The organism is Cytobacillus praedii (assembly GCF_001439605.1).
In the GTDB taxonomy this organism is placed as follows: domain Bacteria; phylum Bacillota; class Bacilli; order Bacillales; family Cytobacillaceae; genus Cytobacillus; species Cytobacillus praedii.
Genome location: NZ_LMBX01000016.1, coordinates 1 through 12,313, shown reverse-complemented (window position 1 = coordinate 12,313; position 12,313 = coordinate 1). Strand labels below are relative to the sequence as shown.

The window sequence follows — 12,313 nt, the reverse complement described above, 5'->3', positions numbered from 1 at the left end:
GCTACTTGACTTCAGGCTTCCTCCTTNNNACGATAAGTCAACATCGAATCGCTATCGCTCTTCGTGTTTCCTTTATCTCAATCCGGAGCCCTCCAGTCCATACGCCGCTAAACAGTCGCCTGCGCTTTTCTAATTGTCCAGCTCCGGCGCCTACCCCCTCGAGGTCACAAGTCAATCCTACCAGAAAGGTAAAGAACACCTTTCCGGCAGGCTCGCCTTGTGCTTGTCGGGGGTGACCAAGTCGCCTGCGCTTTTCTTTGTCTAGCTCCGGCTCCTAGCGNACGATAAGTCAACATCGAATCGCTATCGCTCTTCGTGTTTCCTTTATCTCAATCCGGAGCCCTCCAGTCCATACGCCACTAAACAGTCGCCTGCGCTTTTCTGATTAAAATCCATTTAAGAAGGGATTTGAATCCATTTCTTGTCCGATCGTTGTTGCCGGGCCATGTCCCGGAAGTACAATCGTTTCTTCGGGGAGAATTAGTAATTGCTCATGAATGCTTTTAAGAAGCTGAGCATGATCCCCTCCAGGAAGGTCGGTTCGCCCAATGCTGCCGCTAAACAATGCATCACCAGCTATCACAAATCCCGCTTCTTTAAAGTAAAATGACAAACTTCCTGGTGAGTGACCTGGTGTTTTTGCAATTTGGAAGATGAACTCACCAATTTCCAACTCCCTTTCATTCGTCAATACATAATCCGCACGGTTTCCCTTCACTAGCTTGCCAATTTCAAACAATTGTGATCCATTTAACGTAGGATCAACTAGCCAATCCGCTTCTTTTTCATGTATATAAACAGGGATATTGAATTCCTGTCTTATCTCTTCCACTGCCCCTATATGATCAAAATGTGCGTGTGTTAGGATAATGGCAAGAGGAGTCAGCTGTTTTTCCTGTATAAAGCTGCTTAATTTTCCAGCTTCTTCACCTGGATCAAAAATTAAGCAACTATTGTCTTTCTTCGAGACAATATAACAATTTGTTTGTAGTAAACCTAATGGAATTTGATGCCATTCCATGATCAACACCTCCAGTTATGGATTATGCACTAATTTTACACTAAATGAACTAAGAAATTAAAGGAAACTCATTTATTATCGGAAAATGAAGATATTTTCTACTATTATAGGGAATAGTAGAATGAACGACATAGAAGTGTCACTTTTTGACCTCGACAAACAGGAGAAAAAAATATAGAATATAATACGAATGTATATATAGCATTACATACAGGTTCCATACCTGAATATGATTTTTCAATGGGCATACGCCTGATTATCATAACAAAAGGGGGCTTTTTATTTATGGGAATCGTTATTATCTTCTTTTTAGTTGCCATTTTAGCAGCTTATGGTGCTTGGAGTGCACTTAAAAACAAAAATATTCTAGGTTTTGTATTTGCTGCCGGTTCATTCGTTGTATTTGGAGGATTTGCATTATTAACTCTAATCAATAGCGGATACCCTGCAACACACTAGAATAGTGATATGCGCCTTGAACATAGGCGGCAAAAAAGAAGGATCCCCTCTTAGGAATCCTTCTTTTTTTATTGATTGAGCTGGCTTTCAACGCGTTGAACCTTTTCTTCCATTTTTCTCTTAACATCTCTTCTATCGTCTATACGAATATTCGTTGCTACTCTCATCAGTCCATTTTCAAAAGGAACCTCATGCATAGCCTGGATTACTTCGAATAATACGGGAAGCTCTCCTTCGATTATTGTATTCATCGGAGTTAATTGGAAGCGTATTTGCCCCTTCTTTTCATACTCCTTTAATACTCGCTGAATATCAGCTACATAACTGCTTACACTCGGTGTTTCAGTCCCAATTGGAATTACGGTTACATCTACTATTGCCATTTTTATCATCCTTTTCTAACTTATTATTCCTTAATGATAGGCATAATTTCTTTCGAATCCATATTAATTAGCTTTTCAAAATAAAACCCATATAAACAATGACTTCCATTTGGAGAACAGCTTAAAGGCTCATTCTCCAGATTCTCGAAAACCACTGTCTTTTCTCCATCTTTGATATTTAGTGAAAGAAGCTGGAATCCTTCCGCGTACGTATCAGCTTCTGAACTATAAAGTGGAGCAAATGTGTAAAAGTGATCTCTCTCATCAAAATCAAAATAGGGGATAAGCCAGTCAGAAAATCTTGTTAAATGCGGGATGTTTAAATCTGCTAGCTTATTAAGATCACTGGATAGAAAAGTATATGCTGACTCATTTATTTTATCAGAAGGAACCGTAATGGTCATGATTAAACTCTTTATCGCCTTCATATAGTATATCTTGTCTAATATTGTTTTGTCCTGCTCACTAAAAATAGACCTCTGCTTTAGGGGGGCAAATAATAACGCTTCCTCTTGACCCCAATCTAAATAAACGAGCTCATCCTTACTCTTCCAGCCCGCAAATGGCTCCTTTAATTGCATTGGGATCAGCTTTTTGTCTTTAAGATTCATTTGATAAGAGGAGAAATCCCAGCTTTCTGTAAAGGAAGAAAGGAGCAGTTGGTCCTCATCATAAGGGTTCCACTCAAAAGCAAAGTCAAACGCCTCCATTCTTTCAGACATGATCTCTTTCCCGTTTTGATCAATGATAGTAATTATGCCTTCAAATGATGTTGGCGCTGTATGAACCAACAAACGTTTCCCTGAAGGACTAGCAATTACCGAGGCCACTGGTGACTCACTTTCAAAGATCAATTGGTTCTTACCAGTAAATATATTATAGGTATATACATGCGATCCTAACCCAACATTCGTTATGTATACAATTTCTTCATTATTTAACCAGCCACTTACACTGTTAAATTGACCATTCTCTGTTTGGATAGGCAACATTATTTCTTGCTCGTGAAAGGAAGGTGGAATCGATTCCTTTTCCAATTCTTTTTGATGGTTTTTGAGCGTATGCTGTTCTGTCTCTTTATTTAATGTGCATCCTGCAAGAAATAGCGAAAGGAAAACACATAAAAAAAGAGCCTTTCTGTATTTCCGTCTTTTATTCCAAAGCAATCTCCACCCCTCCTTTCAATCCAATTATCTAATTATACGAAAACATGAGAGAAATGTTTCAATTATTTCAAAAATGTTTCAAAAAGAAAAGCCGTTATCGGCTTTTTCATTTTACATATATAGTGCAGCAAGGTAAATACCCAGAACTTCTTCAAATATTTCATCAAACTGAGATAATGGCAGCGGATTTATCCCGGACCCTAATTCAATTGTAAAGCCTGGTCTCCGGAAATCTTGAATAAACCAATCCTTATACCCTGCATAGCTATCGATATATTGTACTGGCGTATACCCGCTTACTCGTGCAAATTCAACAGCTAACACTTGAGATTCAGGTGGTTCAAGTCCTTCAAATCCCCAATAAAACTCTTCACCTTGGGTATGGAAAGCAAGCATACGATTAAATTGCCTTGTTCTTGCAAGATTAGCCATAGCTATCGATTCTGGCTCAGTTAAAGGCGCATCCCCTGGATAATCCCGTGGTGCAGGCGCTTTCTCTGCTGTTCTTCCCTTCTCTATTTCCCACTTTGCTGGAAATTGATCATTTAAGTCCACACCTCTTATATTAGCCTTCCAGCCAGTAAAATCCGTACTTCCTTTATTAATTCGCAACACCTGTTCTCTCATCTCATCCGGAGGTCCATCTATAACCAAATTCACCCCATCCGGATTGACCATTGGCACAATTGAAAGGTCTACTGATTGGTATAAAGGCATAGTTGCCATCCCTCGTATTGGCTTCACATTTATTAATGATAACAGAAAATGATTCAGAAGTGACATCATTATACCCGAAGTTATCCATTCGTTCGCATGAAAGGATGCATCAAAATGTACTTTTTTCGTCCCCTTGCCAAGACGAATTTCCTGAATAGGTTTCCCTAATACACTTTTACCTATATTATTTACTTGAATAAATGGGAAGATGGATTTCAGTTGAGCAATGTCTTCTGTTAAAGCTTTAAAGTTGTAGCGCCTTTTCCCATTGACGACTGGTGAAATAACTCTTTGGGGAATGTCAATTGTTTTTCCAGCTTGTAAATGATTTGGGTTAACTTTTTGATTTAATAAAAGAAGCGCGTCAACTGATAAATGTCTGGGCTCACTAACTTTCCAGAATGTATCGCCTTTTCTCAGTGTATATTTCTGTATGATAAATCCAGGGATCTGTACTTCTTGCCCTATCTGTAAGGCGGATGGATTAATCGTTGGATTGGAATCAATGATTAAGTTTAAAGGAATCATAAAAAGGCGGCTATAATGCCATAATGTATCGCCTGAACGTACTTGGACCTTCATTATTTTTACCCTCCTTCATCCATTCATTCATATGAAAAAAGGAAGAAAAAAATGACTGTGCTCTTATTCAAAAAAAACCTGTAATAAATACAGGTTTTTCTACGTTTTAATTTTTATCTATTTCTGGTTCACTTTTAATTAATGCTGAATTATGGACTTGTTCATCTTCGTAAAATCTTAGTAAATCCCCATAGATGATCTTATCGGAATACTCAAGCTCCTGAGATGCTTTTTCAATAAATGGTTCACATGCTGCAATATCGGTAGGCTCACCGGTCTTTTTATCATAGCATGTTTCGCGAGTATAAATATTATCCTTTGTAATAAAACTTCCATCACGCAATACGGTAAATTCCATTTTGTCGTTTGAAAAAAGGTCAGAACCGAATTCAATCGTATTCTTTGTATTTACTCCGAGTAAATGCAGAAGTGTAGGTTTCAAGTCAATTTGCCCTGAAACAGTTGAGAGTGTTTTTCCTTCCTGACCAGGGATATGAATGATTAAAGGAACCCTTTGCAGTTGTGTACTAACAAACGGGGTTACTTCCTCACCTAGAAATTCACCCATTGCTTTATTATGATTTTGGGAAATTCCATAGTGGTCTCCGTAGAGGACAATAATTGAATCCTCATATAATCCTTCTTGTTTCAGCCGTTCAATAAATAATTTAATAGCTTCATCCGTATAGCGAACAGTTGGGAAATAATTATCAACTGTTTTATTGCCAGAAGTATATGGCTCTATCAGCCGATCCTCTTCGCCCAGTTCAAATGGATGATGGTTGGTTAAGGTAATAAATTTGGTATAAAAAGGCTTCGGCATTTCTTTCAAATGCTGAATAGACTGCTCAAAAAAATCGATATCCTTCATTCCCCAGCCAACTGAATTCTCATCAGTTACCTCATAATCAGTCAATGAATAATATCTGTCGTACCCAAATGAATCATACATAATATCCCGATTCCAAAAGCTTTTGCTATTCGCATGCAAAGTTGCTGTATAGTAACCGTAATCCTTTAATATTTCTGGGGTTGCATTAAATTCATTTCCCGAATGGGTAAAGAAAACAGCACCTCGGTTAAGCGGATAAAGCGAGTTATCAAGAAGAAATTCTGAATCCGATGTTTTTCCCTGTTCAGTCTGGTGGTAAAAGTTTTCAAAGTAAAAACTATCTTTAATAAAATCATTAAGGAATGGAGTAATCTCCTGGCCATTTACCTTCTCATTTATAACAAAGTTTTGTGTTGATTCCATTGAAATCAAGATGACATTTTTCCCTTTAGCTATGCCAAACATTTCATCATTCGGCTGTTTATAATTTGCATGGATATAGTTATCTATATCCACTAATTCACTCCCGTCTGCTAATGCCCGTTGCGCGGAAGATTTTGATTGGAGAAAAACATCATAAATATGGTAATTGTATGTGCCAATATTCTTCACAAGCATTTCACGGTCGAATGTACGAGTAAGCAGCTGTGGGCGTTCTGTTTCTGCTAATCCCAGATTGAAAAATGCAAAGGCAATTGCAATTAAGAAATAGGCTCTGCGGTCTACTTTTGTGAATGGTTTGCTGGAAATAAAGTTTGGTTTGAACATGACAATAAGCACCAACAATAGAAAATCAGCGAAATAAACAAAATCTGTCACACTTAACAAATCACTTACACTGCTCCCTAAATCACTCATATTGCTCGTTTGAAAAAGGACAGGAATTGTTAGAAAATCATTAAAAAATCGGTAAAATACGACATTTGCAAACAAAACAAAGGAAATGAAAAAACTGGTTATAAGAATATAGCGATTTTTACTTTTCTCCTTCATAAATAAGCTAATACCAAAAATAAAAAGCAGAAAGCTTAACGGATTAATAAACAAAATAAACTCTTGCTTCCAGTTCTCTATCTTTATATCAAAGCTAGTCTTATAGACAATATACGTTTTTAGCCAAAGCAATACGGTTGCAATTACAATTAACGATAGCCTTGACTCTTTCAATTTATTCATACCGGCTGATACCCTCCCTGTTTTTTAAAGAACAGATGTGGAATTTTCATATTTTTACCATTTTTAGGATGAATCGGATAAATCAAACAATATCTTAATACTTTTTTTACAAAAAATCAATTGACCATTTACACTAGTTTTGTAGAATGTAAGGATGGCTAATTTACCATTACCCACAGTATTAGACGTTTGAAACCTCAAAAAGTTTCAAGATTGTCCAATTTTAGGGAATTATTAATTTTTTATAAACAAAAAGAACAGCCAAAAAAACGGCTGCTCTTTCTAAATTTATTTAGTTTTTTCTCTTAATAGCTGCGCCTCATGTCTTAATAACAATATAGCGGTCTGATAATCCTTTGGATCAATAAATTCCGCTTTGTATAGTTCCTTTATCTCCTCCTCCATTAATTCTAAATCCGCCACCCTGTCACCAATATAAATAATGGTTCCAAATCTTTTAAGCAGTTGCTGAATGTCATAAATTGTTTTCATTCTTTACCCCATTGTCTTAGTAATATAATTGGCTTTTTCTCATAAAAAGTATATGTGAAATCCATTCATACTACAAGCAGGATAAAAATCCTTTACCTGTCCGGGTCCTTAGGATGTAAAAATTTTGGTCTTCGATTCTTAAGCGGAATGGGGGACCGCAGCAGAACGTCTCTAAATGCCCGTAAATTAAATGGAATAAACGGCCAAAGATAGGGGACGCCAAACGACTTTAGTCTTGCAAGCATAAGAATGAAAAATAAAATCCCGATCACAAATCCATATGTTTGGAAAAAACTTGTTGCGAGCAGCAGCCCTATTCTCATAAGCCGGTTAGCAAGGCTCATTTCATAGCTTGGTGTTGCAAAAGTGCCAATTGCTGCAATCGCTAAGTACAAAACCACTTCATTTATAAACAACCCTACCTCAACAGCTACTTGACCAATCATTAAAGCTGCCACAAGTCCCAGTGCAGTTGCTAATGATGATGGGGTATGGATAGCTGCCATTCTGAGAATATCCAAACCAAGCTCAATTAATAAGAACTGAATAATTAAAGGAAGCTCGCCTGTATCATTCGGACCAATAAAAGAAAGATTTTCAGGCAGAAGCTCGGGCTGGATTGCAAATAAATACCAAAGAGGCAGCAGAAATATGGATGCCCAAACAGCTAAAAAACGAACCAATCTCAAATAGGCACCAACTATAGGTTTGTTACGGTATTCTTCTGCATGCTGCAGATGATGCCAAAAAGTGGTGGGTGTAATGATCACACTAGGTGACCCGTCTACAATAATACAAACATGTCCTTCGTATAAATGTGCTGCTGCCGTATCTGGCCTTTCCGTATATCTAACCATAGGGTAAGGATTCCAATGGCGGCCAGAAATAAATTCCTCAATCGTTTTTTCAGCCATTGGCAGCCCATCCGTATCAATTTTTGATAAAGAATCTTTTATCTTTTTTACCATATCCGGATCAGCAATATCCTCAATGTAACTCACCACGATATCTGTCTTCGAACGTCTGCCTACTTGCATATATTCCATTCTCAACGTTCGGTCCCTTACTCTTCTCCTTGTTAATGCTGTATTAAATACAATCGTCTCTACATAGCCATCTCTCGATCCACGGACAACCCGTTCTGTATCAGGCTCTTCTGGACCTCTAACCGGATATGTACGGGCATCAATAAGAATTGCCTTATTAATTTCATCTACAACAAGCGCTGTTTGACCAGCCAGTACCGCATCGACAACTTTATCTAGATCATCAGCTGTTTCCACTTCAACATATGGAATATATAGTTTAACTAGCTTTGAAAGAGTATCACTTTCTAACTGCTCTTTCTCTAAGTCACTAAGCGCTTTCATTAAATAATGCAAAATATCGTCTTTAACAAAACCATCTACAAAAAAAAACGCCATTTTTCTTTCCGCATATACAACATCAAGCTGAATCACATCAAAGCTTTTTTCGACTCCAAGCTCTTCCTGTAAAAAGCAGTTATTTTCATCTATATTTAAATGCACGCTCTTCTTTTCCTGCTGCTCCAAATCATTTCCGCCCCCTCATTCTCCCATACTTTTCCATGAATACTATTTATCAGCTTAGACATTCAAAAAAAAAATCATACCAATAATAGGTATGATTAAAGATAAAGGGCCAGCTATTTTATATATTTATTAATTTCTTTCAGCATTTTTTGATAATCTGCTTGTTCAGGTTTTAGTTCAACTGCCTTTTCTGCAGATTTTTTTGCTTCAGTGTAGTTTTTCTCATCTACAAAGATAAGAGCTAAATTATAATAAGCTTCGTGAAAATCTGATCTCTTAGCAATGGCCAATTGCAAGTGCTCTTTTGCTTGAGTAAACTCATTCAAATTAATTTCTGCATAAGAAAGTAAAAAATAGACCTCAGCAGATACTTCCTTATCTTTAGAATAATCCTTAAGCAAATTTTGAGCCTGCTCATACTTTTCTGTCTCAATATATTCCTGTGCCATAATTAATGCAGACTGATCATTCATCAATCTTTCTGGCTCATTAAAGCCATATTTCAATAGTCCTGCGAAAAGACCAGCCGTTATAACTAAAAACAACAGCTGCAGAACCAATCTCTTTTTCTTTGGAAAATGCACGATTCCTGCAGCTAGAAATCCAGCGATTAGTCCTCCGATATGTCCAGCCATATCAATACTTGGCATAGAAAATCCAAATATTAAGTTAATACCTAGTATAAGTAAAAGGTTAAAACCCATTGTTCGGAAAAACAGCTGCGGATAAACCGCCCCAAAATAGAGGAGTGCTCCAAAGAGCCCATATATCGCTCCACTAGCCCCTGCAGATATGGAAGGGCTGAAAATAAAGCTTGCTACAGAACCTCCAAAACCAGCAATTAAATAGATAAGCAGAAATCTCCATTTGCCAAAGATCTTTTCAATGATTGTTCCTAAATAATATAAGGACACGGTATTCATTAGCAAATGCAAGATCCCTATATGAAGAATAATAGGAGTGAAAAAGCGCCACCACTCACCTTCAAGAATAAGCGGATTAAACTTCGCCCCATACTTAATCAATGTTGACGTATCCGTGCTGCTCCCAACTGCTTCAAGAAACAGAAAAACAGCTACTTGAATAATCATAAAGATATATGTAAATAAAGGTTTCCCCTGATTAAAAATGCTTTTCTCTTCTTTTGCTTTGTTTGACGCAATAGATAGTGCTGAAAGCTTTAATTTGTCCACATCATTCTCTGTGTAGCTTTCTTCTAAATGGAATTCGAATGAATCATGAAAAATCTTTTGCGCTTTCTCAAAACCTTGCTCGTAATGATCACGATCAAAAATAATGGATTGTACTTTCGTTTTTCCATTGGAAGGGAATTGAAAAGGCTCGCTAATTCTAAATTCATAATCATCTACAGGAGGATAAGGAGTCACATAAATATTAACAACATTCATACTGCTCTTTGCAAGCTGTTTTCTGATTCTTTCCCCATTCATTGCAGTCAGCTCAATATCCTTTTGCATCCAATTGCTCCAGTCTAAATTATAACGAAGTAATCGGATGACCTGCGCTTCTTTGTTCTCCATTTTCTCTAGCCATATCTCGTTCTGTTCTTTTGATAATTGAACAATCCGATATTCTAGATCAGAAATAAAATAATGGGCCATCTGCCAAAATAAATATTCCTCTTGAAAACTCAAATTTTCTCCCACTCTCTTAACAAAAATCAATTTCTCCCATTAGGCTTTCATTCAATTTCCGCCATGAAATCTGCCTTTCTTTAACTATAGGCAATTACCCTTCCATTTGTAAAGAAAGATACCCATATACATATTTCCCTTGTAAATATACATTTAACCCCAAAAGAAAAAGACCTTATAAAAGGTCTTTTTCTTATTTTAGTTCTGCCGGTCCAGGCGGAAACACCATTTTCATCATTCGATCACGGACACCCGGAATCCCCATGAATGAGCTGACTGCCAGACGTCGCAAAAATGGGTTCTTAAATAGAACATTCATTGCACGGTAACGATTCTGGAAAAGAAAATATCCACCTAACCCAATAAGTAGAATAGATAGTATACGCCCCATTTTCATCCCTCCTATCTCTAGTTTGGGATGATCCTTATCATTTTATCCAAACGAATAGAATTCCTAGAAGTGCTGCTGCAAGGCCTGAGGAATAATTAACAAAGTCATTATTCATAAAAGGAACTCCTCTAATGAAGGTTGTCTTCTTCCCACAATGGCTTAGTGCCTCAACTTCTATCTTGCATACATTACATCTATAAACTGCCTGAGTGAAAGCTCCTAGTACAGTATCAATTAGATTGCCAACAAAGCCAAACACAAAAATAACACCTGCTTCAATTATTGTCAGATGAAAAAAATAAAAAGCTAATAGAGAAATTGTGAAAGCTCCACTGATTGCCGCAAAGGTCCCTAATAAACTCACCGCTCCAGATGTTCCTGCATCTATTGGTTTAAATGTACGAATGAAGAAAGGACGCCGCTTACTTAAAGAGCCAATTTCCGAAGCCCATGTATCTGAATTCGCAGCAGCAAGTGATATAGCAAAGCCAATGATCCACATCGTTTTAGGAAAAATAAGGTATAAAAGACTAAAAAGAGCAGCAGTTCCGCCATTTGCAGCAACTTGCTGCCAATCACGTCTTGATCCTTTTTCATGGCGTCCTTCTATTTCCACTTTATTTCTTTTTTTATATTTTGACCAATAGCTCGAACTAGCAAAAAAGAAGCCAAGAATGATTAATCCTTTTATCCCGAAACCAAGACTAACAGCTAGACCGACAAAGAAGGCAGCAATGCTGCCCGACATGGTCAATAATCGAAAGGAATAACCGCAAAAGGCCATGACAGCAATAAATAAACTTAGAAAAATGATACTAATCATTCATTTTTTCAACCTTTTTTACAGTAATTATTTTTTTTACAGGAATATCATGCTCTTCAATCGGAAGTTCAACTACAATCTGCGGTGTAAAAGCAAGTGAAATCGTCTGCCCTGCAAAACCTGCAAGGTATCGATCATAATACCCTCCGCCAAATCCAATTCTGTAACCATTCTTAGTAAAAGCAAGCCCTGGTACAATGATTAAATCAATTTCATTTGCTGGAACTTCTCTTGTTACCGCCTCAATCGGCTCGAGTAACCCATAATATACTGATTCTAGCTGGTTAAATTTCGTTAATGTCCGGAAGACCATTTCCTTTTTCTTCGGAAGACATTTTGGAATGACTATTCGTTTTCCTTCATCCCAAGCTTTTCTTATGATCTGATATGTATCAACTTCTGGCGATTTAGAAATTGTAACCCCAACAGTGTTTGCTTCCTTCCAAAGGGGATCCTGAAAAAGCAGTTGAGCAATTTCATAAGAATCATGTTCATATTGAGGCTTATCAATTTTTGCAAGTTCATCCATTATTTGCTTACGAATTATTTGCTTCTCATTGGTCATCTCTTCATCTCCCATTTGGTACTGATTGGCCGCCTTGGCTTTTATTTGTCTAGCTGCGGCTCCTAGCAACTACTGGACTTCTGGCTTCCTCCCTACGATAAGTCAACATCGAATCGCTTTCGCTCTCCGTGTTTCCTTTATCTCAGTCCGGAGCCCTCCAGTCCATTCGTCGCTGAACAGTCGCCTTGGCTTTTATTTGTCCAGCTGCAGCGCCTAGGGGCTCGAGGTCATAAGCCATTCCGGCTTGAAGGTTAAAGAGCAACCTTCCATCCGGCCTGTCTTATGCTTGTCGCCCCTGTCAAGTCGCCTCCGCTNTTTCTTTGTCCAGCTACGGCTCCTAGCGACTATTGGACTTCTGGCTTCCTCCCTACGATAAGTCAACATCGAATCGCTTTCGCTCTCCGTGTTTCCTTTATCTTTCGTCCGGAGCCCTCCAGTCCATTCGTCGCTGAACAGTCGCCTTGGCTTTTATTTGTCCAGCTACGGCTCCTAGCGACT

General features: G+C 37.8%; 12 protein-coding genes. 1 reads left to right on the top strand and 11 read right to left on the bottom strand.

Translation table 11 applies throughout. The annotated features are described in order from the left end of the window. Nucleotides 1–385 precede the first annotated feature (385 nt). A complete protein-coding gene (locus ASU02_RS16470) occupies nucleotides 386–1,021 on the bottom strand; it encodes an MBL fold metallo-hydrolase (protein WP_057765574.1) in 636 nt (211 codons plus the stop codon). 285 nt (nucleotides 1,022–1,306) lie between these two features. Between ASU02_RS16470 and ASU02_RS25985 the strand changes: the two genes are divergently transcribed. After that, a complete protein-coding gene (locus ASU02_RS25985) occupies nucleotides 1,307–1,480 on the top strand; it encodes a DUF2759 domain-containing protein (RefSeq protein WP_082631840.1) in 174 nt (57 codons plus the stop codon). 68 nt (nucleotides 1,481–1,548) lie between these two features. Here the strand turns inward: ASU02_RS25985 and ASU02_RS16465 are convergent, their stop codons facing one another. The 10 genes from ASU02_RS16465 to ASU02_RS16420 all read right to left on the bottom strand — a co-directional run bounded on the left by ASU02_RS16465 (nucleotide 1,549) and on the right by ASU02_RS16420 (nucleotide 11,815). After that, on the bottom strand, nucleotides 1,549–1,863 hold the full coding sequence (locus ASU02_RS16465) for an MTH1187 family thiamine-binding protein (protein WP_057765572.1): 315 nt from the start codon (nucleotides 1,861–1,863) through the stop codon (nucleotides 1,549–1,551). Nucleotides 1,864–1,886: 23 nt separating this feature from the next. Then, a complete protein-coding gene (locus tag ASU02_RS16460; protein WP_057765570.1) occupies nucleotides 1,887–3,029 on the bottom strand; it encodes a YqgU-like beta propeller domain-containing protein in 1,143 nt (380 codons plus the stop codon). A 111-nt stretch (nucleotides 3,030–3,140) separates the two neighbouring features. Beyond that, a complete protein-coding gene (locus tag ASU02_RS16455) occupies nucleotides 3,141–4,328 on the bottom strand; it encodes a M14 family metallopeptidase (protein ID WP_057765568.1) in 1,188 nt (395 codons plus the stop codon). Nucleotides 4,329–4,434: 106 nt separating this feature from the next. Then, entirely contained in the window at nucleotides 4,435–6,336 is a 1,902-nt protein-coding gene (locus ASU02_RS16450) for an LTA synthase family protein (RefSeq protein ID WP_057765566.1), read from the bottom strand. Nucleotides 6,337–6,624: 288 nt separating this feature from the next. After that, complete coding sequence (locus tag ASU02_RS16445; protein ID WP_057765564.1) at nucleotides 6,625–6,828, bottom strand: YqgQ family protein; 204 nt, start codon at nucleotides 6,826–6,828, stop codon at nucleotides 6,625–6,627. A gap of 92 nt (nucleotides 6,829–6,920) precedes the next feature. Next, complete coding sequence (locus tag ASU02_RS16440; RefSeq protein ID WP_057765562.1) at nucleotides 6,921–8,381, bottom strand: spore germination protein; 1,461 nt, start codon at nucleotides 8,379–8,381, stop codon at nucleotides 6,921–6,923. A gap of 113 nt (nucleotides 8,382–8,494) precedes the next feature. Beyond that, nucleotides 8,495–10,036 carry a rhomboid family protein gene (locus ASU02_RS16435; protein WP_057765560.1) on the bottom strand — a complete coding sequence of 514 codons (1,542 nt, stop codon included), beginning with the start codon at nucleotides 10,034–10,036 and terminating at the stop codon, nucleotides 8,495–8,497. A 193-nt stretch (nucleotides 10,037–10,229) separates the two neighbouring features. Next, a complete protein-coding gene (locus ASU02_RS16430; RefSeq protein ID WP_057765558.1) occupies nucleotides 10,230–10,427 on the bottom strand; it encodes a hypothetical protein in 198 nt (65 codons plus the stop codon). Nucleotides 10,428–10,464: 37 nt separating this feature from the next. After that, the gene (locus tag ASU02_RS16425; protein ID WP_057765555.1) at nucleotides 10,465–11,250 is read right to left on the bottom strand and encodes a DUF92 domain-containing protein; all 786 of its coding nucleotides are present in this window, start codon (nucleotides 11,248–11,250) and stop codon (nucleotides 10,465–10,467) included. Then, entirely contained in the window at nucleotides 11,243–11,815 is a 573-nt protein-coding gene (locus ASU02_RS16420) for a 5-formyltetrahydrofolate cyclo-ligase (protein WP_057765792.1), read from the bottom strand. Before ASU02_RS16420 ends, ASU02_RS16425 begins: the two co-directional genes overlap by 8 nt. Nucleotides 11,816–12,313: the final 498 nt, after the last annotated feature.